The 19,999-nt window shown below is 72.3% G+C and carries 27 protein-coding genes; 15 read left to right on the top strand and 12 right to left on the bottom strand.

All coding sequences use genetic code 11. The features are described from left to right. Window positions 1-152: 152 nt before the first annotated feature. From SHK17_RS07440 to SHK17_RS07430, 3 genes are read left to right on the top strand one after another with little or no spacing between them, the layout of a single operon-like run. Window positions 153-560 (top strand): phage holin family protein, encoded by a 408-nt coding sequence (locus SHK17_RS07440; RefSeq protein ID WP_322424467.1) that lies wholly within the window; start codon window positions 153-155, stop codon window positions 558-560. Further along, window positions 553-825, top strand: a complete 273-nt coding sequence (locus SHK17_RS07435) for a DUF3618 domain-containing protein (RefSeq protein ID WP_322921605.1) — start codon at window positions 553-555, stop codon at window positions 823-825. The genes SHK17_RS07440 and SHK17_RS07435 overlap by 8 nt, the downstream gene beginning before the upstream one ends. Before the next feature lie 23 nt (window positions 826-848). Continuing rightward, window positions 849-1,175: a hypothetical protein gene (locus SHK17_RS07430; protein WP_216652142.1), complete on the top strand. Its 327-nt coding sequence runs from the start codon at window positions 849-851 to the stop codon at window positions 1,173-1,175. Window positions 1,176-1,193: 18 nt separating this feature from the next. On the opposite strand, the gene SHK17_RS07425 is transcribed toward SHK17_RS07430, so the two are convergent. Continuing rightward, window positions 1,194-2,510 (bottom strand): deoxyguanosinetriphosphate triphosphohydrolase, encoded by a 1,317-nt coding sequence (locus SHK17_RS07425; RefSeq protein WP_322921604.1) that lies wholly within the window; start codon window positions 2,508-2,510, stop codon window positions 1,194-1,196. A gap of 117 nt (window positions 2,511-2,627) precedes the next feature. Between SHK17_RS07425 and SHK17_RS07420 the strand changes: the two genes are divergently transcribed. After that, window positions 2,628-3,116: a DUF5994 family protein gene (locus tag SHK17_RS07420; RefSeq protein ID WP_322921603.1), complete on the top strand. Its 489-nt coding sequence runs from the start codon at window positions 2,628-2,630 to the stop codon at window positions 3,114-3,116. 40 nt (window positions 3,117-3,156) lie between these two features. Here the strand turns inward: SHK17_RS07420 and SHK17_RS07415 are convergent, their stop codons facing one another. From SHK17_RS07415 to SHK17_RS07400, 4 genes are all read right to left on the bottom strand, one after another. Next, entirely contained in the window at window positions 3,157-4,032 is an 876-nt protein-coding gene (locus SHK17_RS07415) for an SH3 domain-containing protein (protein WP_322921602.1), read from the bottom strand. A gap of 256 nt (window positions 4,033-4,288) precedes the next feature. Further along, complete coding sequence (gene dusB, locus SHK17_RS07410) at window positions 4,289-5,431, bottom strand: tRNA dihydrouridine synthase DusB (RefSeq protein WP_322921601.1); 1,143 nt, start codon at window positions 5,429-5,431, stop codon at window positions 4,289-4,291. 99 nt (window positions 5,432-5,530) lie between these two features. Then, on the bottom strand, window positions 5,531-6,931 hold the full coding sequence (locus SHK17_RS07405; protein ID WP_172271052.1) for a glycine--tRNA ligase: 1,401 nt from the start codon (window positions 6,929-6,931) through the stop codon (window positions 5,531-5,533). A gap of 54 nt (window positions 6,932-6,985) precedes the next feature. Further along, the gene (locus SHK17_RS07400) at window positions 6,986-7,315 is read right to left on the bottom strand and encodes an antibiotic biosynthesis monooxygenase family protein (RefSeq protein ID WP_172271051.1); all 330 of its coding nucleotides are present in this window, start codon (window positions 7,313-7,315) and stop codon (window positions 6,986-6,988) included. A gap of 72 nt (window positions 7,316-7,387) precedes the next feature. On the opposite strand from SHK17_RS07400, the gene SHK17_RS07395 reads away from it, so the two are divergent. Genes SHK17_RS07395 through SHK17_RS07380 form a run of 4 tightly spaced genes read left to right on the top strand, consistent with a single transcriptional unit; the run spans window position 7,388 to window position 10,608 of the window. Continuing rightward, complete coding sequence (locus SHK17_RS07395) at window positions 7,388-8,377, top strand: metal ABC transporter substrate-binding protein (protein WP_172271050.1); 990 nt, start codon at window positions 7,388-7,390, stop codon at window positions 8,375-8,377. After that, window positions 8,374-9,207, top strand: coding sequence for a metal ABC transporter ATP-binding protein (locus tag SHK17_RS07390; RefSeq protein WP_322424473.1), 834 nt, complete (start codon window positions 8,374-8,376; stop codon window positions 9,205-9,207). Before SHK17_RS07395 ends, SHK17_RS07390 begins: the two co-directional genes overlap by 4 nt. Then, the gene (locus SHK17_RS07385) at window positions 9,204-10,208 is read left to right on the top strand and encodes a metal ABC transporter permease (protein ID WP_172271049.1); all 1,005 of its coding nucleotides are present in this window, start codon (window positions 9,204-9,206) and stop codon (window positions 10,206-10,208) included. The genes SHK17_RS07390 and SHK17_RS07385 overlap by 4 nt, the downstream gene beginning before the upstream one ends. Then, window positions 10,195-10,608, top strand: a complete 414-nt coding sequence (locus tag SHK17_RS07380) for a Fur family transcriptional regulator (protein ID WP_172271048.1) — start codon at window positions 10,195-10,197, stop codon at window positions 10,606-10,608. The genes SHK17_RS07385 and SHK17_RS07380 overlap by 14 nt, the downstream gene beginning before the upstream one ends. A gap of 16 nt (window positions 10,609-10,624) precedes the next feature. Here SHK17_RS07380 and SHK17_RS07375 read toward each other — a convergent pair whose 3' ends face one another. Continuing rightward, the gene (locus tag SHK17_RS07375; protein ID WP_172271047.1) at window positions 10,625-11,482 is read right to left on the bottom strand and encodes an isoprenyl transferase; all 858 of its coding nucleotides are present in this window, start codon (window positions 11,480-11,482) and stop codon (window positions 10,625-10,627) included. 27 nt (window positions 11,483-11,509) lie between these two features. On the opposite strand from SHK17_RS07375, the gene SHK17_RS07370 reads away from it, so the two are divergent. The 3 genes from SHK17_RS07370 to SHK17_RS07360 are packed head-to-tail and all read left to right on the top strand — an operon-like array spanning window position 11,510 to window position 13,175. Continuing rightward, the gene (locus tag SHK17_RS07370) at window positions 11,510-11,941 is read left to right on the top strand and encodes a hypothetical protein (RefSeq protein ID WP_322921600.1); all 432 of its coding nucleotides are present in this window, start codon (window positions 11,510-11,512) and stop codon (window positions 11,939-11,941) included. Window positions 11,942-11,997: 56 nt separating this feature from the next. Continuing rightward, window positions 11,998-12,513 carry a TetR/AcrR family transcriptional regulator gene (locus SHK17_RS07365; protein ID WP_322921599.1) on the top strand — a complete coding sequence of 172 codons (516 nt, stop codon included), beginning with the start codon at window positions 11,998-12,000 and terminating at the stop codon, window positions 12,511-12,513. Then, window positions 12,510-13,175 (top strand): GAP family protein, encoded by a 666-nt coding sequence (locus tag SHK17_RS07360; RefSeq protein ID WP_322921598.1) that lies wholly within the window; start codon window positions 12,510-12,512, stop codon window positions 13,173-13,175. Before SHK17_RS07365 ends, SHK17_RS07360 begins: the two co-directional genes overlap by 4 nt. Window positions 13,176-13,211: 36 nt before the next feature. Here the strand turns inward: SHK17_RS07360 and SHK17_RS07355 are convergent, their stop codons facing one another. Then, window positions 13,212-13,964 carry a class I SAM-dependent methyltransferase gene (locus SHK17_RS07355; RefSeq protein ID WP_322921597.1) on the bottom strand — a complete coding sequence of 251 codons (753 nt, stop codon included), beginning with the start codon at window positions 13,962-13,964 and terminating at the stop codon, window positions 13,212-13,214. 64 nt (window positions 13,965-14,028) lie between these two features. Here SHK17_RS07355 and SHK17_RS07350 point away from each other — a divergent pair, with 64 nt between their 5' ends. Together SHK17_RS07350 and SHK17_RS07345 are read left to right on the top strand one after the other, a co-directional pair. Beyond that, complete coding sequence (locus SHK17_RS07350; RefSeq protein WP_322921596.1) at window positions 14,029-14,691, top strand: nucleotidyltransferase domain-containing protein; 663 nt, start codon at window positions 14,029-14,031, stop codon at window positions 14,689-14,691. Window positions 14,692-14,742: 51 nt separating this feature from the next. After that, entirely contained in the window at window positions 14,743-15,546 is an 804-nt protein-coding gene (locus SHK17_RS07345) for a metallophosphoesterase (protein WP_172271038.1), read from the top strand. Window positions 15,547-15,558: 12 nt separating this feature from the next. On the opposite strand, the gene SHK17_RS07340 is transcribed toward SHK17_RS07345, so the two are convergent. From SHK17_RS07340 to SHK17_RS07330, 3 genes are all read right to left on the bottom strand, one after another. Beyond that, on the bottom strand, window positions 15,559-16,125 hold the full coding sequence (locus SHK17_RS07340; protein WP_172271036.1) for a TetR-like C-terminal domain-containing protein: 567 nt from the start codon (window positions 16,123-16,125) through the stop codon (window positions 15,559-15,561). Next, on the bottom strand, window positions 16,118-16,957 hold the full coding sequence (locus SHK17_RS07335) for an alpha/beta fold hydrolase (RefSeq protein WP_172271034.1): 840 nt from the start codon (window positions 16,955-16,957) through the stop codon (window positions 16,118-16,120). Before SHK17_RS07335 ends, SHK17_RS07340 begins: the two co-directional genes overlap by 8 nt. A 70-nt stretch (window positions 16,958-17,027) precedes the next feature. After that, the gene (locus SHK17_RS07330) at window positions 17,028-17,498 is read right to left on the bottom strand and encodes an HIT family protein (protein ID WP_172271032.1); all 471 of its coding nucleotides are present in this window, start codon (window positions 17,496-17,498) and stop codon (window positions 17,028-17,030) included. Window positions 17,499-17,554: 56 nt separating this feature from the next. On the opposite strand from SHK17_RS07330, the gene SHK17_RS07325 reads away from it, so the two are divergent. Together SHK17_RS07325 and SHK17_RS07320 are read left to right on the top strand one after the other, a co-directional pair. Beyond that, window positions 17,555-17,872, top strand: coding sequence for a MazG nucleotide pyrophosphohydrolase domain-containing protein (locus tag SHK17_RS07325; protein WP_172271030.1), 318 nt, complete (start codon window positions 17,555-17,557; stop codon window positions 17,870-17,872). Between the two features lie 58 nt (window positions 17,873-17,930). After that, window positions 17,931-18,335: an NUDIX domain-containing protein gene (locus SHK17_RS07320; RefSeq protein WP_322921595.1), complete on the top strand. Its 405-nt coding sequence runs from the start codon at window positions 17,931-17,933 to the stop codon at window positions 18,333-18,335. A 15-nt stretch (window positions 18,336-18,350) separates the two neighbouring features. On the opposite strand, the gene recO is transcribed toward SHK17_RS07320, so the two are convergent. Both recO and SHK17_RS07310 read right to left on the bottom strand, forming a co-directional pair. Further along, complete coding sequence (gene recO / locus SHK17_RS07315) at window positions 18,351-19,079, bottom strand: DNA repair protein RecO (protein ID WP_172271026.1); 729 nt, start codon at window positions 19,077-19,079, stop codon at window positions 18,351-18,353. Window positions 19,080-19,123: 44 nt separating this feature from the next. After that, on the bottom strand, window positions 19,124-19,984 hold the full coding sequence (locus tag SHK17_RS07310; protein ID WP_322921594.1) for an alpha/beta fold hydrolase: 861 nt from the start codon (window positions 19,982-19,984) through the stop codon (window positions 19,124-19,126). Between the last annotated feature and the right edge of the window lie 15 nt (window positions 19,985-19,999).

Below are 19,999 nucleotides of genomic sequence, written 5' to 3'. Positions count from 1 at the left end.
CACCCACCGTGCTGCCGCGGTCTCCACATCCCCCGGCGGTCCCGTCCGCGTCCGTCGCGGATCCGGTGCGGATCCGGTGCGGTGGCGCCGCCAGCCACCCCTTGGGGCGAGCCCGGGTGGTGCACCGGCCCGGGGTCTGGGAGGGTCGAATCATGACTGCTCAGCACGGAGCGCCAGAGAGTCAGACTCTCGGGGCACTCGTCCACCAGCTCTCCCAGCAGATCCCCGAGCTGATCCGCTCGGAGATCCGGCTCGCGCAGGCCGAGGTGGCCCAGAAGGGCAAACGGGCCGGCGTCGGGATCGGGATGTTCAGCGTCGCCGGCCTGCTCGCGTTCTTCGCGCTCGCGGCCCTGGTGACGACCGCGATCCTCGGCCTGGCCAACGTCGTCGACGCCTGGCTCGCGGCGCTGATCGTCGCCCTGGTCCTGCTCGCGGGCGCGGCGGTGGTCGGGCTGCTGGGCAAGAACAAGGTCGCCGAGGCGGCACCCGCGGCGCCGGAGCGCGCCATCGCGGGCATCAAGGAGGACATCGCGACCGTGAAGGGTGACCACCATGAGTGACCAGGACGACCAGAGCAGCGGGCAGAAGACCCCCGAGGAGCTCGAGGCCGAGATCGCGCTCCAGCGCGAGCAGCTGGCCGGGACCGTCGACGACCTCGCAGCCAAGCTCGACGTGAAGTCGCAGGCCCAGGAGAAGGTCGCCTCGCTGAAGGACTCGGCCACCACCGTCGACGGCAAGCCACGACCGGAGGTGCTGGCAGCAGCCGGCTCGCTGGTGGCGATGATCGTCGTGCTGGTCGTCTGGCGCATCCGCCGCGACCACTGAACCCGAACGAGAGGAACACCATGATGAGGAAGCTCACCCTGCTGATCGCCGGAGGCATCGGCTACGTGCTCGGCACCCGTGCCGGTCGCGAGCGCTACGAGCAGATCAAGCAGACCGTCACGCGCGTGAAGGAAGACCCGCGGGTGCAGGAGAAGGCCCAGCAGGCGGCCGACCTGGCCAAGGAGAAGGCGCCGGTGGTCAAGGACAAGGTCGCCTCCGCGGCCGGCACCGCCGCCGACAAGGTCGCCCCCTCGGGCAAGGGCGAGCACCGCTCCGACCTCGAGGACCAGCTCAACCCCGAGAGCACCGCACTGCAGGACGACCCCTACCCCCAAGGCGACCTGCCCTGATCACCGCCGCCTGAGGCGTCAGCGCGATCCCGGTCCACCCCGGTCGACCGGGGTGGGCCGGGATCCGTTGCGTAGTGCGGCGTGGCGGGTGACCGCGCTGGCGTCGGTGAGCGAGGCGACCTGGTCGACCACGACCCGGCGCCGGGCGGCGTCGTCACCGGCCTCCTCCCAGTCCTCGACGAAGACCGGGTCGAGGCCGTCGACGCCCCGCTGCCACAACCCCTCGACGAGCTCGGCCACGAGCTGGCGCTGGCGCTCCATGAGCGCGACGCGGTCGTCGGCCTGCATGACGTAGTGGGCCGCGATGCCCTTCAGCACCCCGATCTCGACCTCGGTGGCATCAGGGACCACCAGGTCGGCGCGGTGCCGCGCGAGCGGCTCGCCGCCGGCAGCGTCGAAGGTGGCCTGCTGGGCGCTCCCGCAGAAGCGGCCGATGAGGTCGCTGGTGAGGTTCTTGATCGCCGCGAGGCTGCGCCTGCTGCCGTCGTAGGGCGCCTCGGGCCAGCTGCCGACGGCGCGCAGCCCGTCGAGGGCCGTGTCGAGCGCGTCGTCGTCGGTGCCCGGCAGGTACCACGACCGCACCGTCTCCCAGAGCGCGTCACGGTCGAGGCGGGTGAGGTCGAGGCGACCGGCCACGATGCCGTCCTCGACGTCGTGCACGGAGTAGGCGACGTCGTCGGCGAGGTCCATCACCTGCGCCTCGAGGCAGCGGCGCCGGCCCGCGACCCCGGTGCGCAGCCAGTCGAAGACCGGGCGGTCGTCGTCGTAGACGCCGAACTTCACCACCACCCGCGGGGTCCCGTCGGCGTGCACGCCGTGCGGGCCGGTCGCCTCCGACCGCGGCCAGGGGTACTTGGTGCAGGCGTCGAGGGTCGCGCGGGTGAGGTTGAGCCCGACCGACCGGCCCTCCTCGTCGAACGTCTTCGACTCCAGGCGGGTCAGCAGGCGCAGCGTCTGCGCGTTGCCCTCGAAGCCACCGCAGTCGGCGCTGAGCTCGGCGAGGACGCGCTCGCCGTTGTGGCCGAAGGGCGGGTGCCCCATGTCGTGGGCGAGCGCCGCCGTCTCGGCGATGTCGGGGTGGGTGCCCAGGGCGCGGGCCAGGTCGCGGGCGACCTGGGCCACCTCGAGGCTGTGGGTCAGGCGGTTGCGCACGAAGTCGTCGGTCTGCGGACCCACCACCTGGGTCTTGGCCGCCAGTCGTCGTGAGGCCGCGGCATGGACCACGCGCGCCCGGTCGCGCTCGAACGCCAGCCGCACCGGCGCGTCGACCCGCTTGGGGGGCTCGGCGACGACGCGCTCGCGCGCCGAGTCGTCGTACAGGTCCTCGATGCTCATCGGCCGCCCAGCCTAACGATGCCGGCCGCCGTCGTGGCGCCGCCCCGGATAGGTTGTGCAGACACAACCGGCGACGAGCCTCCCGTCCGGGAGGCAGCCGGTCGAGAGGTGGACGTCATGTCGACGGCGAACCGTCCCGCAGCGTCGTCCGAGGACCGGGGACCCGTACGCGGGGCGCTCCGGCTGCGGATGGCCCGGGACCCCGGCCACAACACCTTCGACGGCGGCTGGTGGCCGCGAAGCCGGGCCCTGGCCGTCGAGCTGGTCGACCTCGTCGAGCAGTTCCCGGCCGAGCTCGGCACGATCACGCGCGTACTGGTCTCGGCGACCGACTGGGACGACCGGCCCGACACCGTCACAGTCGCGGACCGGTCCGTGGAGGTGGGGGCCGTCGCGGGCGCCGACACCCAGGTGGTCGACCTGGTGACGCCGGAGCGGACGCTGCGGGTCCTGGTCGTGCCGTCGGGGCTGACCGACGACCAGGGCGACGAGGCGCTCCTCGCGGCGGCCACCCGGGGCAACAGGCACTCCGCGACCGACCTGCTCGACACGGTCACCGAGCACCCGGACGTCGACCCCCGGGACCACTGGCCCGCGGTCGACTGAGCGGCCTCACGGCCGGTCGTGCCCGGCCGGTGGCGGCGCGTCAGTAGACGGTGACGTGCACGTGGTCGTAGTGGTTGGCGGTGACCGAGCCGCGGTCGGACATGCCGCGCCAGCCCTCGCCGGAGCGCTCGACCGACCACATCTGCTGGGAGTAGATGATGTACTCGATGCCGAGCGCGGCGTAGTTGGCGCGGAGGAACTCCGCGATGGCCCAGCCGGTGTCCCCGCTGACCATGATGTCGATCGCGCGGCCCTGGCCGTGCTCGCCGTCGCTGCGCCACGTGCCGTAGGAGGTGATCTCGGGCCAGTTGGAGCACACGACGTCGTGGATCTCGTAGAGCGAGGCACGACCGGCGTCGATGGACGACCCGTTGGCGCAGGTGCCGCCCAGAGCGGGGCCCGAGGCGACCTTCGCGACCTTCTCGGGCTTCGGCTTGTCCTGGCTCAGGTAGTCGGCCGTGACCCAGCGGGACTGCCCGTCGATCACGATCTGGACGCGTCCGAGCTGGCGGCGACCGGTGACCGCGACCTGTCGGAGCGCCTCGACGACGCCCAGCTTCTCGGCCTTCTCGCTCGGGCCGTCCCACAGGTTGAGGACCTCGGTGGTCCACACCTTGTCGTCGACCTTCGCGGCGAGGCGACGCGCCTTCAGGTCCACGTCGATCTCGCGGCGGGCAGCCGCCTCGGCCTTGGCGGCCGTGCGGATCTGCGACCGGGACACCACGGCGTCACCGCGGCGGCTCAGGGTCGTCGACCGCAGGATCGACTGGCTGCCGGCACCGGTCCGGCTGTCGGTCGACTCGCTGCTGGTGGCGGAGGCGAGGAGGTCGGCGTCGTCGGAGGTGGCCGGTGCTGCGGCGAGCACGCCCATCGTGACGGCCGACATCGTCGCCACGACGGCCAGCGGTGCGGACACCAGGACGGATCGGGGGATCCGGGACGAACGGGGGGTAGCAGGGGTTTCCCGCTTGTGGCGATGCTGAGCCACAGCGCTGATCCTTTGCACTTGCTGACGGGGGACGGCGTCGAACCACGAGGTCGGACTGCAGGGGAACCTCGTGCCCACGTCGACGCGATCATCGAGTAGAGCACAGGAATCTCGGCCTGTCCCAATCTCCCCACGTAAAAATGCGCGTGTTCCGGCTCACCCCGCAGTAATCCACGGGGACGGGTCAGCCGCCGGTGGTCTCGACGGCGTCCTCGCGCACGTAGGTGCCGCGGCCGTCGGTGTCGTCGAGCCACCCGTCGGGCAGCACGACCTTCGAGCGAGGCGCCCCCTGCCGCCCGCGCGGTGTGCCGAGCTCGTGCGTGGGGAACGGCTCGGCGGGATCGAGTCCCTCGAGCAGCCGGTCGAGCGAGGCCAGCGAGTCGACGAGGGCCAGCTGGTGGCGCAGCTCTCCGCCGGCCTTGAAGCCCTTCAAATACCAGGTGACGTGCTTGCGGAACTCCTTGCAGCCGCGCTCCTCCCCCATGTGCTCGCAGAGCAGCTCCGCGTGGCGCCGCATCATCGTGCGCACCTCGCCGAGGGTGGGCAGGGTGGCGACGTCCTCGCCGTGGAAGGCCGCGGCGAGGTCGCGGAACAGCCACGGCCGGCCCAGGCACCCGCGTCCGACGACGACGCCGGCAGCGCCCGTCTGCTCGACCATGCGCAGCGCGTCGGCGGCCTCCCAGATGTCGCCGTTGCCGAGGACCGGGATGTCGACGTGCTCGACGAGCGCGGCGATGGCGTCCCAGTCGGCCCGGCCGGAGTAGGCCTGCTGCACGGTCCGCCCGTGCAGGGCGATCGCGGCGACTCCGGTCTCCTGGGCGATCCGGCCGGCGTCGAGGTAGGTGAGGTGGTCCTCGTCGAGGCCCTTGCGGGTCTTCATGGTCACCGGGACGTCGTACGGCGCCGCTGCGGCGACCGCGGCGGTGAGGATCTCGCCGAGGAGATCGCGCTTCCAGGGCAGCGCTCCCCCGCCGCCCTTGCGGGTGATCTTGGGGACCGGGCAGCCGAAGTTGAGGTCGACGTGGGCCACGCCGTGGTCGGCGCAGAGGATCTCGACGGCCTTGCCGATGTAGACCGGGTCGGTGCCGTAGAGCTGGACGGAGCGGACGGACTCGAGCTCGTCGAAGACGAGCATCTTGCGGGTCACCTCGTCGCCCTCGACCAGCCCGCGGCTCGTGATCATCTCGCTGACGTAGAGGCCTGCGCCCTGCTCGGCGCAGAGACGGCGGTAGGCGGCGTTGGTGATCCCGGCCATCGGCGCGAGCACGACCGGCGTACCGACGCGCAACGACCCCAGGGCCAGCGAGTCGGGCACGGCGGCGGTCATGGTCCCATTGTCGAACCACGCCGCCCGCGGCCCAAATCAGCCGGATGTCTCAGGCTCGGCGCTCGACGTCGTCTGGACCGACGAGCGAGCGCCCACAACTCAGCAGCCGACGAGCTTCTCCGCGAACCAGCGGGTGATGCCGTCGAGGCCGACGCGCTCCTGGCGCATGGTGTCGCGCTCACGCACGGTGACCGCGTCGTCGTCGAGGGTCTCGAAGTCGACCGTGACGCAGAACGGCGTGCCGATCTCGTCCTGGCGGCGGTAGCGGCGACCGATCGCGCCGGAGTCGTCGAACTCGACGTTCCAGTTCTGGCGCAGCTCGGCGGCGAGGGCCTTGGCCTTGGGCGAGAGGTCGGCGTTGCGGCTGAGCGGCAGCACGGCGACCTTGACCGGCGCCAGGCGCGGGTCGAGCTTGAGCAGGACGCGCTTGTCGACGCCGCCCTTGGTGTTGGGTGCCTCGTCCTCGGTGTAGGCGTCGATGAGGAAGGCCATCAGCGAGCGGGTCAGTCCGGCCGCGGGCTCGATGACGTAGGGCAGGTAGCGCTCGTCGGCCGCCTGGTCGTAGTAGGACAGGTCCTTGCCGGAGAACTCGCTGTGCTGCTTGAGGTCGAAGTCGGTGCGGTTGGCGATGCCCTCGAGCTCCTCGAAGTCACGGCCGGAGAAACCGAAGCGGTACTCGATGTCGGTCGTGCCCTTGGAGTAGTGGGACAGCTTCTCCTGCGGGTGCTCGTAGTGGCGCAGGTTGTCGGGGTTGATGCCGAGGTCGACGTACCAGCGGGTGCGCTCCTCGATCCAGTAGCGGAACCACTCGTCGTCCTCGCCGGGCTTGACGAAGAACTCCATCTCCATCTGCTCGAACTCGCGGGTGCGGAAGATGAAGTTGCCGGGCGTGATCTCGTTGCGGAAGCTCTTGCCCATCTGCGCGATGCCGAAGGGGGGCTTCTGGCGGCTCGAGGTCACCACGTTGGCGAAGTTGAGGAAGATGCCCTGCGCGGTCTCGGGGCGGAGGTAGTGCAGGCCCGACTCGTCCTCGATGACGCCGAGGTAGGTCTTGAGCATCATGTTGAAGTTGCGCGGCTCGGTCCACGCGTTGCGGGTGCCGCAGTTGGGGCACGCGACCAGCTCGTTGATGTCGACCGAGTCGGGGTCGTCGATCCCCTTCTTGGCTGCGTAGTCCTCCTGGAGGTGGTCCTCGCGGAAGCGCTTGTGGCACGACTGGCACTCGACGAGCGGGTCGCTGAAGGTGCTGAGGTGGCCGCTGGCCTCCCAGGTGCGCGTCGGGAGGATGACGCTGGAGTCGAGGCCCACGACGTCGTCGCGCCGGGTGACCATGAACTTCCACCACTGGCGCTTGATGTTCTCCTTGAGCTCCACGCCCAGCGGGCCGTAGTCCCACGCGGACTTGGTGCCGCCGTAGATCTCACCGCAGGGGTAGACGAAACCTCGGCGCTTCGCGAGGGAGACGACGTTGTCCAGGGCGGTCGGGGCGGGCTTGGCCACGGTGGGGTTCCTTCGGGTCGGGCCGGCTGGCTGCCGGCTCGTGCGGGCGAGCGCTCACCCTATCGATCGCGGACGGACCTCATTGAGGTCGGTCCCCTCCTCCACCACCTCGTAGGCGCTGGGCTCGTCGACCGCGTGCACCATCAGCGGCTGGATGTGCATCTTGCCCTCGTAGGACCCGAGAGCCCGCCGGTAGGAGCCGACGTTCTCCCAGCGGGTGGTCAGCACCCACAGCGAAGGGTCGTCCACGTTGCGCCCGACCTCGCCGCCGACGTAGCCGGGCTTGGCGGCGAGGATGCCCAGCGCGTGCAGCAGACCGCGACGCAGCTCCTCCTCGGCGGTGCCGTCGGGACCGGGCGTACGGAGGCGGGTGACGACGAGCACGGGCCCAGCCTATGCGTGGGGGCCGACAACCCGATTTGACAACGGTTCTCAATCGCGGTGAGAATCGTTCTCATGTCGCTCACCACCCGCTCGCTCTCCCTCACCAGCCTCCTGGCCGCCACCGTCCTCCTTGCCGGATGTGGTCAGTCGGACGACGCCCAGGCCGGGAGTGGTCGCCAGGCCGTCGCGTCGTTCTACCCGCTGGCATGGGTGACCGAGCGGGTGGCGGGCGACGGCTGGAGCGTCGAGAACCTCACCCAGCCGGGCCAGGAGCCGCACGACCTCGACCTCGACATCGCCCAGACCGCCGCGCTCGAGAGCGCCGACCTCGTCGTCCTGGAGAAGGGCTTCCAGCCGGCCGTCGACGCCGCAGCCGAGAACACCGACGCCCCCGTCGTCGACGCCGCGGCCGTGGTGGACCTGCTGCCGGCCAGCGAGGACGAGCACGCCCACGAGGAGGGCGAGGAGGGTCACGAGGGCGAGACCGAGGAGGAGCACGCCGAGCACGAGGAGTCCACCGAGGGCGAGGACCACGACCACGGCGACAGCGACCCGCACTTCTGGCTGGACCCGGTCCGGGTGGCCGACTTCGCTGACGCCGTCGCCGACGAGCTGGCCGAGGTCGACCCCGACGCCGCGCAGACGTACGCCGACAACGCGGCGGAGCTGCGCACCGAGCTGGAGCAGCTCGACCAGGACTTCACCGACGGGCTCGCCTCCTGCGAGCGCACCACGACCGTGGTCAGCCACCAGGCGTTCGCCTACCTCGAGCGCTACGGGCTGGACTTCGAGCCCATCGCGGGCCTGTCGCCCGACGCCGAGCCGACCGCTGCCGACCTGGGACACCTCCAGGAGGTCATCGAGGCCGACGGCGTGACCACGGTCTTCTCCGAGCGGCTGGTCAGCCCGAAGATGGCCGAGACGCTGGCCGACGACCTCGGCGTGACCACGGCCGTGCTCGACCCCATCGAAGGGCTCTCGGACGACACGGCCGAGGAGGACTACCTTTCCCTCATGCGCGCGAACCTGACCGCCCTGCAGCAGGCGAACGGCTGCTCGTGACGTCCCCCGCTCCGTCGGACGCCGCGGGCGCCGCGGGCGCCGGGACCCCTCCCGTCGTCCTCGACCAGGTCTCCGTCTCCATCGGTGGCCGGCCGATCCTGCGCGACGTCGACCTCACCGTGCGTGTTGGCGACATGGTGACGCTGCTCGGTCCCAACGGCTCGGGCAAGTCGACGCTCGTGCGCGCCGTCACCGGGCTGCTCCCCCACACGCGCGGAACGGTCCGGCTCTTCGGCACGCCGATCGGGGACTTCGCCGACTGGCAGCGCCTCGGCTTCGTCCCGCAGCGCTCGACCGCCACGGGCGGCGTGCCGGCGACCGTGCGCGAGGTCGTCGCCTCGGGCCGGGTCGGGCGGCGGCGCCTGCTGCGGCCCACCGGGGCGGCCGACCGCCGTGCCGTGGAGTCCGCCCTCGAGGTCGTCGGCCTCGCCGACCGGGCGTCGTACGGCGTCTCCCAGCTCTCGGGCGGCCAGCAGCAGCGCGTGCTCATCGCGCGGGCCCTGGCCGGCGAGCCGGACCTGCTCGTGCTCGACGAGCCGACCGCCGGCGTCGACCTGCCCAACCAGCAGGCCCTCGCCGACGCCCTCGCCCGGCTGAAGGAGCGGGGCGCGACCATCCTGCTCGTGGCGCACGAGATCGGCCCGATGATGCCGCTGATCGATCGCTCCGTGGTGATGCGCGACGGGCTGGTGGCCTACGACGGCCCGCCGCTCACCCAGGAGGTCGCCGCGCACACCCACCATGCCCACGAGCACGACCTGCCCGGCGGGCACGACCACGCCCCGCACGTGGCCTCGCCCTTCGACTGGGAGCGCGGTGGTCGGGCATGAGCTTCCTCGACCTGTTCTCCCTCGGCTTCATGCAGCGCGCGCTCGTCGCCGCGCTGCTCACCGGCCTCGCCGCCCCCGCGATCGGCACCTTCCTGGTGCAGCGCCGGCTCGCACTGCTGGGCGACGGGATCGGCCACGTCGCCGTGACCGGCGTGGCCCTGGGCCTGCTGACCGGCGCCTCCCCCACGTGGACGGCCGTGGTCGTCGCGGTGCTCGGCGCGGTGCTGATGGAGCTCATCCGCGAGCGCGGCCACACCAACGGCGACGTCGCCCTTGCCCTGCTCTTCTACGGCGGCCTCGCCGGCGGCGTGCTGATCACGGGCATCGCCGGTCAGGGAGCCGCCACGCTGCAGGCCTACCTGTTCGGCTCCCTCAACGCCATCTCCGCCTCGGACGTGTGGTTCACCGCCGCGCTCACGACCGTCGTCCTCGTCGTCACGCTCGGCCTCTCGCCCCAGCTCTTCGCCGTGGCGAGCGACCAGGACTTCGCCCAGGTCGCCGGGCTGCGGGTGCGCGGCTACAACCTGCTCATCGCGGTGCTGGCCGCGGTCAGCATCACCGTGGCGATGCGCACCGTCGGGCTCCTGCTCGTCTCGGCGCTGATGGTGGTGCCCGTCGCGACCTCCCAGCAGCTCGCCCGCTCCTTCCGCGCGACGCTGCTCGGCGCGATGGTCGTGGGGTGCGTGGCGTCGGTCGGTGGGCTCCTGCTGAGCGCCGGCCTGTCGTTCCGCATCTCGGTGGCCCCCGGGCCGACGATCGTGCTGCTCGCGCTGGCGATGTTCACCGCCACGTGGCCCCTCGGCGTGTGGCTGCGCCGGCGCAGCCGCCTGATGGCCCCGTTCCCCGAGGTCACCGCGACCCCGCACCGCTCGACCGACCAGCACCCCCACGACCACGGCGCGGACTGCGGCCACCCGGCCGTCCCGCACGGCGACCACGTCGACTACGTCCACGACGGGCACCGCCACGCCATGCACGGAGAGCACTATGACGAGCACTGACCCGCAGGCGCGCCCCGCCGTCCGTCCCACCCGGCAGCGCCGCGCGGTCGCGGCCGCCCTGGCCGGCCTCGACGACTTCCGCAGCGCGCAGGAGATCCACGACCGGATCTCGCAGCAGGGTGAGTCGGTCGGCCTCGCGACCGTCTACCGGACCCTCTCCGCGCTCGCCGAGGTGGGCGAGGTCGACATGCTGCGCAACGAGGACGGCGAGGCCATCTGGCGCAGCTGCTCCGACACGCACCACCACCACCTGGTGTGCCGCTCCTGCGGGAGGACGGTCGAGGTGGAGGGGCCCGCGGTGGAGCGCTGGACCAACGCGATCGCCGACGAGCACGGCTTCGCCGACATCAGCCACACCCTGGAGATCTTCGGGACCTGCCCGGCCTGCCGCCCGTCGTGAGCGGCAGGCGCTCTTCTCACTCGTTGGGGAGCGCGCCGCCGTAGCGCCGGTCGCGCCGGGCGTACGTCTCGATCGCCGCCCACAGGTGGCGGCGGTCCACGTCGGGCCACAGCACGTCGGTGAACACCATCTCGCTGTAGGCCGCCTGCCACAGCATGTAGTTGGAGAGCCGCTGCTCCCCCGACGTGCGCCAGACGAGGTCGGCGTCGGGCAGCTCGGGGACGTAGAGGTGCCGGGCGAAGGTGCGCTCGTCGATCCGCTCGGGGTCGAGCCGCCCCGCAGCGACCTCGCGCCCGATCGCCTTCGCGGCGTCGGCGAGCTCGGCCCGGCCGCCGTAGTTGACGCACATGGTCAGCGTGAGCACGTCGTTGTCGCGCGTCATCTCCTCCGCGACCTGCAGCTCCTTGATCACCGACCTCCACAGTCGTGGCGAGCGGCCGGCCCAGCGCACGCGTACGCCGAGCTCGTGCATCTCGTCGCGGCGGCGGCGGATGACGTCGCGGTTGAAGCCCATGAGGAAGCGCACCTCGTCGGGCGAGCGCGACCAGTTCTCGGTGGAGAAGGCGTAGGCCGAGATCGCCTTGACGCCGATCTCGATGGCGCCCTCGACCACGTCGAACAGGGTGTGCTCTCCCTGCTCGTGCCCCTTGGTGCGCGGCAGCCCGCGGCCCTTGGCCCACCGGCCGTTGCCGTCCATGATGATGGCGACGTGACCGGGGACGAGGTCGCGCGGCACCTGGGGAGGGGTGGCCCCGCTGGGGTGGGGCGTCGGTGGTCGGACGGCGCGCTTCACGACGGACAGCCTAGGTGTGGCGCGACGGACAGGCGCCGACCGTTTGGCCGTGGCGCGCCGGGGTAGGTGGACCTGCGACATCCGCGTCCCCGAGAGGTACACACACCCATGCATCGCATCGCCACCCTGCTCGCCGCCGTCGCCCTGCCGATGACGGCCCTCCTCGTGCCGGCGAGCTCGACGGCCGCACCCGAGACCGCCGCCGTCGCCCGCGCAGCCGCCATCGGCGCGCCCTACTACGGCGAGAGCCCCAAGCCGATCGCCAACAAGCTCGGCCTCACGCCCGCCGGCGCGGTGAAGTCCAAGAAGGGCGTCCAGCAGCTCACCACCGACGCCGCCATCATCACCACCTACCCGAGCAAGAAGCTGCAGGCCAAGGCGGCCGCGGCGACCGAGAAGGTGGCGACAGAGACCGGGGTGACCTTCCACACCATCTGGTCCAAGGGCGTGATGATCCTGGTCCTCGACAACCTGCCCGAGACGGCCGCCGCACTCGCCGCACAGCTGCCGGGCGGCAAGGTCAAGGTCTTCGCGCCCTGACCGACGCCCGCCCAGCGTCGACCCGTCACCTACCTACCGTCAGGTAGGCTGGTCGCATGGATCAACGTGAGCGCATCCTCGACGCGATGCAGGACCTGACGACGGCGACGGGCAAGGTGCCTAGCATCCTGGCGATCGCCGGGGCCGTCGGGCTGACCAAGCAGGGAGTCCTGCACTACTTCCCCTCGCGGGCAGCGCTCGACGCCGCCGTGCTGCTGCGGGCCGTCGCGAGGGTCGACGCCGCGATGACGGAGGCCGCCGCGAACGGGTCGCCGACCGCGACGTACCTCCGCCTCTCCTCCCCCGACGACGGCGACCGAGCCGCCCTCGTCGTCCTGGCGGCCGGGTCGCGCGGGCACGACAGCGAGCTGCCGCCCGAGGTGGCACGGGCCGCCGCGCGGTGGGAGGCGCTGATCGCCGACGAGCTCGGCGACCCCGTGCGCGCCGAGGTCGTCCGGCTCGTCGGCGACGGCCTCTTCGGCGAGGCACTGGTGACCGGGGCGGCGCCGAGCGCCGAACGGGTCGAGCGCCTCGTCGCCCACCTCCACACCGGCGCCGGGCCACGCGGATGACCTGGCAGCTCGCCGGCAGCATCGCCGGCCTGGCCGCGCTGGACTCGTTGAACCCCGCCACGTTGGTGGCCATCACCCTGATCCTGCTCGGCTCCCGTCGACGGCCGCTCGCGGAGGCGCTCGGGTTCGTGATCGGGGCCTTCGCCACCGTGTTCCTCCTCGGCCTGGCGCTCTACGTCGGCGCCGAGGCAGCCGCGTCGTCCATCTCCGGCGCACTGACCTGGTTGCGCCGCGGTGCCTTCGGGCTCGCTGCGGTGGTGCTGTTCGTGTCGTCCGTGAGGTCGCTCCGCGCCCGCCGGCGCTCCGCCGTCGGCCTGCCGGCCTGGTTCACGCCCCTCACCGCGGCCGGGCTGGGCGTGGTGATGACCGGGGCCGACCTCCCCAACGCCTTCCCCTACTTCATCGCGATCGAGCGGCTCCTCGCCGCGGGCGTCGCGACGCCCACCGCCGTCGTCGTGCTCGCCCTGTACGCGCTCGTCTACTGCCTGCCCTGCCTCGTCCTCCTCGCGCTCGGGCTCAGCCGGGGCGAGCGCGTGATGGGCGCCCTGCGCCGGCTGCACGACCGCTTCGGCACCAGCGCCGTCATCCCGCCGAGCCGGTGGCGCGCCGCCGGCTTCTTCCTCGCGGGCGTCGCCGTCACGGCGATCGCCGTGTCGGTCTGACCTGCACGGGCCGGACCGGTCTCCGGCCCGCCCGGTTCAGTCCGCCTCGCAGATGCACAGCTGCAACGGGGACTCGCCGGTGAACGGCGCCCGGGACCAGTCGCCGTAGCGCTCGACGAGCCGGAGACCACCCAGCGAGAGCAGCAGCGGCAGCTCCTGGGGGAAGATGCTCCTCAACTCGAGCGGCGCGACCACCACGTCGGCCTCGGCATCGGTCGAGAAGGACCAGGTCCCGCGGGTCACCTGGGCGGCGGCGTCGTACGTCTCCGCCACGTCGACGTGCACGACGCCAAGGTCCGGATCGGCGAACGACAACGCGTCGCGCCGGCGTCGTACGCCGTCGGCCCGGGCGAGCACCTCCACGCTCGGGTTGAACACGTCGAGGACCAGCCGCCCGCCGGGCGCGAGGTGCCTCCGGACCGTTCGGAAGCAGGCGACCACGTCCGCCGCCTCGTGCAGGTGGAGCAACGAGTTGGCGGCGATCATCACCAGGTCGTACGTCCGGCCCAGGTCGAACGAGCGCATGTCGCCCTGCACCCACGTCACCCCCACGCCGCGGTCGTCCGCCTTCCGCCGGGCCTCGGCGAGCATCCCGGGCGAGAGCTCGAGACCCGTGCACGGGTGCCCGTCGGAGGCGATCGGGACCAGCTTGTGCCCGGTGCCCGACCCGAGCTCGAGCACGGACCCGCCCTGGCGGTCGGCCTCGGCCCGGTAGAACGCGACGGCCTGCTCCCCGCCGGGGAACAGCCGGTCGTACCGCCTCCCGTCCGCGTAGAACCGCTCGCTCACGTGGCGTCCTCCTCCAGGATCCGTCGGACGGGCTCCGACCCGGGCGCACGTAGTGTCGTCCCTCGTGCCGACCGATCCTCCACCGCCGCCCTCGCCGGAACCGGCCGCCGTCGCGCACCTACCTCCGGCGGCCTTCGATCGCTGGTACGGCGGGTGGGACCCGCTGACGCCGTCGACCATCGCGGAGTTCATGGACGGGTTCGACCGACCGTGGTGGATCACCGGCGGATGGAGCGTCGAGGCGTTCACGGGCGTCAGCAGGCCCCACGAGGACATGGACGTCTCCATCCTCGCGAGCGACGCCGAGGCCCTCCGGCTCTTCCTCGGCGACCGCTGGACGCCGTGGAACGTCGACGACTCGTGGTTCCGCCCGTTCGACGACCGGTTCCCCGAGGTGCGACCCGACAGCCAGCTGTGGATCCGGCGGGACGCCCAGTCACCGTGGGTGCTGGACGTCCCGCTCACGCCCGACACCAGGGGCCGGTGGACCAACAAGCGCAACCCGGAGCACACCGAGGACCTCGACGACGTCACCTGGGTCGCCCCCGACGGACTGCGCTACGCGCGGGCGGAGGTCGCGCTGATGTTCAAGGCCGCACAGGCGAGGGAGAAGGACCGGTGGGACGCGGCAGTGTGCCTGCCGAAGCTGAGCGAGGAGTCACGCGCGTGGCTCCGCGGTGCGGTGGCCGCGATGGACCCCTCCCATGCCTGGCTCAGCTCCCTGTAGCGGCCCGGCTGGGGCCACCCGGATCGCCAGGGCCCTGCCATCATCTGCGCCATGATGGTGGGACTGATCGGCGACCTCGAGGGTGAGCGCGCCGCGGCTGCCGACTGCCTGCGGCTGCTCGGTGAGCGGGGCGACGTTGACGTCGCCTGCCAGCTGGGCGACCTCCGGTTCGGCTACGGCCCGGATCCCGAGGGCTGTCTCGATGACATCGAGACGCTGTGCGCGGAGTACGGGATCGAGCTGCTGTGCATCACCGGGAACCACGAGAACTGGGCGCTCCTCGACACCCTGTGGTCGGACCCGCGATGGCGGGACGAGGACGGCACCTTGCGGCCGATCGCCGTGCGCGACCACGTCACGATGCTGCCCAGAGGCTTCCGGTGGGAGCTCGGAGGCCGATCGATCGTCGCTCTGGGGAGTGCTCCGTCGGTCAACCGGGGCCTGCTGACCGAGGGAGTGGACTGGTGGCCCTCCGAGGTCCTCCGCGAGGAGCACGTGCAGGCCACGATCGCCGGTGGGCCTGCGGACGTCATGCTCACGCACGACAGCCCGGCGCGGCCCTACTGCACTGCGCCCGTGGCCGACATCGTCGCCGGCAACCCGATGGGATGGCCCGCCGACGTCCTGGCCTACGCGGCCGAGGGCATGGACAAGGTCACCCGGGCAGTGCTGGGCGTCAGACCGAGGTTCCTGGCCCACGGGCACTTCCACGTCGCGGGCGAGGCGGACGTGCGGTTGCCGGGGGCCGACCACGACACCAGGATCTGGTCCCTGGCCGCACGGCAGGACCCGGGCAACGTGCGGGTGCTCGACCTGGACACGCTCACCGATCCCGGTGCGGCGCCGCTGTCCTGACCGTCCGCGGACTCACGACGTGGCCTGCAGGCCGCGGTCGACCAGCGTGAGCATCCACGCGAAGCTCTCGTCGATGTCGGTGTCGAAGCGGAAGCTGCCTTCGGCCTCGAGCGTGGCGAACCCGTGGAGCATGCTCCGGAGCGTCCGGAGGGCGTGCACCTCGTCGGTGGGGTCGAGGTCGTAGCCGCGTAGCACGGCGGAGAAGGACTCGAGCGTCCGTTGTCTCGCCCGGGTCAGGTCGTCGTCCGGTGCGAGCGGGCGGACGTTGTTGCCCGCCGCGTAGCGGCCCGGGTGGGTGGTGACGTAGGTGCGCATGGCACGTGCGGCAGCGACGAGCGCGTCGGTGCCCGCTCGCCCCTGGGTGGCGTCGCGCAGGGCGTCACCGAGCTCGGTGGCGGCGAGGACCGCGATGCGGTGGACCAGGTCGGCGTGCCCGTCGACGTGCTTGTAGAGCGACGGCGGCTTGACCGAGAGCCGCTCCGCGACCAGCCCCATGCTGAGGTGCGCCAGGCCGACCTCGTCGGCCAGCTCGGCGGCCGCCTCCGTGACGGCGGCGGCGGTGAGTCCGGCCCTAGGCATCAGCCACCACCCTCGCGACGAACGGCAGGAGCGATGCGAGCAGCTCGTCCGGGGCCTGCGCGTGGGGGTAGTGCCCGACCCCGTCGAGCACGACCAGCTCACCCAGGCCGGCGGCCAGCTCGTCGACGATCGCCTGACCCTCGGCTCGTGGGTCGGCCCAGTCGGGGTCGAGGGAGCCCTCGACGACGAGGACGGGGCACCGGACGTGGGCCAGCTGGGCGCCGGCGTCGGTGGGCTTGGTCCTGGTCATGGCCTGCAGTGCCTTCATCCGGCCGGGCTCGCGCAGCTTGGCGTCGATGCGAGCCAGCTCGGCGTCCCAGTCGGCGGGCTTGGCGGGGTAGGCGAGGTCGAGGTACTTCTTCCAGCTCGAGAGGCTCCCGGCGACCATGGTCCAGATGAGCGAGGTGGCCCCGCGCCGGTAGCGCGTGTTCGTGAGCATGGCGCCGAGGGGGTAGGACTGGGCGCGGGTGAAGGGGCTGAGCTCGACGACGCCTGCGACGAGGTCGGGCGCCGTGGCGGCGGCAACCGTCGCGGCGCCGCCGCTGATGGAGTGGCCGACGACGACGGCCGGTCCACCACCGAGGTGGCGCACGAGGGCAACCAGGTCACCGGCGATGTCGGTGCGGCTGTAGCCGTCCCACCCGAGGCTGGACTCGCCGCAGCCGCGGATGTCGAGGTTGGCGACGCGGTAGCCCGCGTCGACCAGCGCGGGCGCCAGGAACCGGTAGGAGTGGCGGCTGTCACCGATGCCGTGGGCGAGGACGACCAGGGGGCCGTCGCCGCTCACGTCGTAGGCGAGGGTGTTGTCGCCGATGCGGAGGTGCTCGGTCATGGTGTGCTCCTGGGTCGTGGACGGGTCGAGTGGCTACGTCCATTAGCCTAGGGCTAATGGCATTAGCCAGTCAAGCCCTGGGCCACCCGGCGCGGAGCAGGGCGGCGTACGTCGCTCGCTCGTCGGTGGTCGCCCACCTCGAGGACGCGTCGTTCTCGTAGAGGCGGTCGCCGCGATGGCGGGGCAGCACGTGCACGTGGAGGTGCCACACGTCCTGCCCGCCGTGCGGCTCGTTGTGCTGGCGGGTCGAGACCCCGTCGCACCCGTAGGACGCGCGCATCGCGACCGCGGCCTGCTGCACGAGGTCCCACACGGCGTGGCCGACGGGCGCCGGCAGGTCGTAGAGGTTCTCGTGGTGCTCGCGCGGCATGACCAGGACTCCTCCGGGGTTGTGCGGCCACCACTTCGGGGAGATCCGGGCCAGCGCCAGGTCGGTCTCGGCCACCACGTCGCTCTCCGCGTTGAGGTCGTCGAACTCGCGGGCGACGAACCTGCAGAAGGGGCACGGGTAGTCCGCCGGTTCGTGTCGCCAGGACTCCATGGCGCCACCCTGCCATCGACGCGCACCCGGCACGTCGGCCTGCCAGACTCCCGGGCATGGAGTTCGACGAGCTGCAGGACCTCGCCCGGGGCGTGCGCCAGAAGTACGCCGCCAGGGAGCACGAGAACTACGGGCGGACGTGGAGCCGCGAGGAGATCATGCTCGGCTTCCTCGGGGACGTCGGCGACCTCGCGAAGCTCGTGCAGGGCAAGGAGGGCGTGCGGCCACGCGAGGACCTCGACGAGGCCTTCGCGCACGAGCTCGCCGACTGCCTCTGGTCCGTGATGACGCTGGCCGACTCCTACGGCGTGGACCTCGAGGAGGCCTTCGTCTCCACGATGACCGAGCTCAACGGCGTCCTCGACGAGACGTAGCCGGCGCTGGCCGGCCGAGGCAGCATCCCCTGTCGGACCCGCGTGCTTCGATCAGGGGATGGTGGAGGTCGTGGTCGGAGCGCTGCTCCTCGAGGGTCGGGTCCTGCTGGCACACCGCAGGCCGGACAAGCACGCGTATCCGGGCGTGTGGGACTTGCCCGGCGGGGTCGTGGAGGACGGTGAGACGGAGCTGGTCGCCCTCAGCCGTGAGCTGCGCGAGGAGCTCGGCGTGGAGATCGTGACGGACTCGGTGTCCCACCTGGGCCGGGTCACCGTGGGGGCGGCAGACGAGCCGGCACTGCTGAGCGCGTGGGTCGTCCCGGAGTGGCAGGGCACGCCGGCCAACGTCGCTCCCGAGGAGCACGACGACCTCGCGTGGTTCGGACCGCTCGAGCTGCCTCCGCCCGCGCATCCGCTCCTGCGCCCGGCACTGCTCGAGGCGATGCGGCGCACCCGCTCGTGAGCCCGGGAGCGAGCCTCAGCGTTCGACGTAGGCCATCGAGCGCAGGCCGCGCTCGAGGTGCCAGGCCAGGTAGGCCGCGATGAGGGTGCTGGCCTCGCGCAGGTGGCGCGGGTCGGCGGCGTGGACGACGGGCCAGTCGCCGACGAGCAGCGCCCCGAGCACGAGCACCGTCTCGGGGGCGGGCGTCGCAGAGCCGGGCAGCCGGTCGGAGGCGCACATCACGCCGCCGGCCGAGGGGTTGAAGAACCGGTGGGGGCCCTCGACCCCGCACTGCACGCAGTGGTCGAACGACGGCGCGTAGCCCGCGACCGAGAGGGAGCGGAGCAGGTAGGAGTCGAGCACCTGCCCGGCCGGGTGCTCACCGCCGGCCATCGCCCGCAGGCCGCCGACGAGGAGCAGGAACTGCTGGACGGCCGGCTCCTTCTCCTCGGTGACCAGGCGCTCGGCCGTCTCCAGCATCGCCGTGCCGGCGGTGTAGCGCTCGTAGTCGAGGCCCAGCCGCGCGTGGAACGGGTCGAGCGTCTCGGCCTGGGTGATGACGTCGAGGCTGCGGCCCTCGGCGAGCTGGAGGTCGACGTGGGTGAACGGCTCGAGGCGCGAGCCCCAGCGCGACGTCGTACGCCGCACGCCCTTCGCGACCGCGCGCACCCGCCCGTGCTGACGCGTCAGCAGGGTGATGATGCGGTCGGCCTCGCCCAGCTTGTGGGTGCGGAGCACGACCGCCTCGTCGCGGTAGAGGGGCACCGTCCCATTGTCCCCCACGGACCCCGACCGGGCCCGGCGCCACGTCAGCGTTTCCGCAGGCGTGCCCGGCGGGTGGTCGTGGCGTCCTGCCAGCACGCGACGGCGAAGTCGCTGGCGGCCGCGGTGAGCCGCTCCGGACGCAGGCGCCACTCCAGGACCGAGGAGGCCCGCTCGACCCGGACGTCGGGCAGCTCGGCGGCGAGCATGTCGACGTCGACGAACGGGTGGAACGGGTCGACCGGGTGGCCCACGACGAGGACCGGCGCGGCGATCCGCCGGCGCTGGCTCGACGACGGGGCGATCCGCCCGAAGACGACTCCGTGCAGCACCGAGGCGAGCGAGTCGGCGCGGTGGTCGACCGTGTCGAGGAGGACCCCCGCCCAGAACGGCACGAGCCCGCGCGGCACCGACCGGGCCGTCCGCTGGACCGTGTCGGCCACGACGGGCACGTAGCGCGCGGCGAGCATGATCGGGACGAAGGCGAGGACCCCTGCGACGAGCGCGTTGTCGAGCACCGGCATCTCCACCACCAGTCCCCGGACCCGCTCGGGCGCGACGACCGCCACCTCCAGCGCCACGTTGGCGCCCAGCGACGTACCTCCGATGACCGCCTGGTCGGCGCCGAGGTGGTCGAGGAGCGCCACGACCTGCTCGCCGAACGACGACGTCGAGTAGACGAGCGGGTCGGCCGGCTGGTCGGAGCGGCCGTGGCCGAGCAGGTCGAGGGTGACCACGTGCAGGCCCTGCGCCGCCATCGCCCGCGCGAGCGGCTGCTGCATCCGGCGCGGCATCAGCAGGCCGGGGAGCAGCACCACCCAGTCGCCGCCGGAGCCGTACTCGGTGTACTCCAGCCGGTCCCGCCCGCCGTCGGACTCGACGAACAGCTGGCCGATCCGCTCGCTCACCAACATGGTCGGGAC

Source organism: Nocardioides renjunii (genome assembly GCF_034661175.1).
Classification (GTDB): Bacteria; Actinomycetota; Actinomycetes; order Propionibacteriales; family Nocardioidaceae; genus Nocardioides; species Nocardioides renjunii.
The sequence above is the reverse complement of the archived record's forward strand: the minus strand, read 5'-3'. Positions and strand labels throughout refer to the sequence as shown.

Bases quoted from the DNA above. Each gene is read 5' to 3' on its own strand.
- SHK17_RS07440 (WP_322424467.1), top strand. From the start codon at position 153: ATGACTGCTCAGCACGGAGCGCCAGAGAGTCAGACTCTCGGGGCACTC.
- SHK17_RS07435 (WP_322921605.1), top strand. From the start codon at position 553: ATGAGTGACCAGGACGACCAGAGCAGCGGGCAGAAGACCCCCGAGGAG.
- SHK17_RS07430 (WP_216652142.1), top strand. From the start codon at position 849: ATGAGGAAGCTCACCCTGCTGATCGCCGGAGGCATCGGCTACGTGCTC.
- SHK17_RS07425 (WP_322921604.1), bottom strand. From the start codon at position 2,510: ATGAGCATCGAGGACCTGTACGACGACTCGGCGCGCGAGCGCGTCGTC.
- SHK17_RS07420 (WP_322921603.1), top strand. From the start codon at position 2,628: ATGTCGACGGCGAACCGTCCCGCAGCGTCGTCCGAGGACCGGGGACCC.
- dusB (WP_322921601.1), bottom strand. From the start codon at position 5,431: ATGACCGCCGCCGTGCCCGACTCGCTGGCCCTGGGGTCGTTGCGCGTC.
- SHK17_RS07395 (WP_172271050.1), top strand. From the start codon at position 7,388: ATGTCGCTCACCACCCGCTCGCTCTCCCTCACCAGCCTCCTGGCCGCC.
- SHK17_RS07385 (WP_172271049.1), top strand. From the start codon at position 9,204: ATGAGCTTCCTCGACCTGTTCTCCCTCGGCTTCATGCAGCGCGCGCTC.
- SHK17_RS07380 (WP_172271048.1), top strand. From the start codon at position 10,195: ATGACGAGCACTGACCCGCAGGCGCGCCCCGCCGTCCGTCCCACCCGG.
- SHK17_RS07375 (WP_172271047.1), bottom strand. From the start codon at position 11,482: ATGTCGCAGGTCCACCTACCCCGGCGCGCCACGGCCAAACGGTCGGCG.
- SHK17_RS07370 (WP_322921600.1), top strand. From the start codon at position 11,510: ATGCATCGCATCGCCACCCTGCTCGCCGCCGTCGCCCTGCCGATGACG.
- SHK17_RS07365 (WP_322921599.1), top strand. From the start codon at position 11,998: ATGGATCAACGTGAGCGCATCCTCGACGCGATGCAGGACCTGACGACG.
- SHK17_RS07360 (WP_322921598.1), top strand. From the start codon at position 12,510: ATGACCTGGCAGCTCGCCGGCAGCATCGCCGGCCTGGCCGCGCTGGAC.
- SHK17_RS07345 (WP_172271038.1), top strand. From the start codon at position 14,743: ATGATGGTGGGACTGATCGGCGACCTCGAGGGTGAGCGCGCCGCGGCT.
- SHK17_RS07340 (WP_172271036.1), bottom strand. From the start codon at position 16,125: ATGCCTAGGGCCGGACTCACCGCCGCCGCCGTCACGGAGGCGGCCGCC.
- SHK17_RS07335 (WP_172271034.1), bottom strand. From the start codon at position 16,957: ATGACCGAGCACCTCCGCATCGGCGACAACACCCTCGCCTACGACGTG.
- SHK17_RS07330 (WP_172271032.1), bottom strand. From the start codon at position 17,498: ATGGAGTCCTGGCGACACGAACCGGCGGACTACCCGTGCCCCTTCTGC.
- SHK17_RS07325 (WP_172271030.1), top strand. From the start codon at position 17,555: ATGGAGTTCGACGAGCTGCAGGACCTCGCCCGGGGCGTGCGCCAGAAG.
- SHK17_RS07320 (WP_322921595.1), top strand. From the start codon at position 17,931: ATGGTGGAGGTCGTGGTCGGAGCGCTGCTCCTCGAGGGTCGGGTCCTG.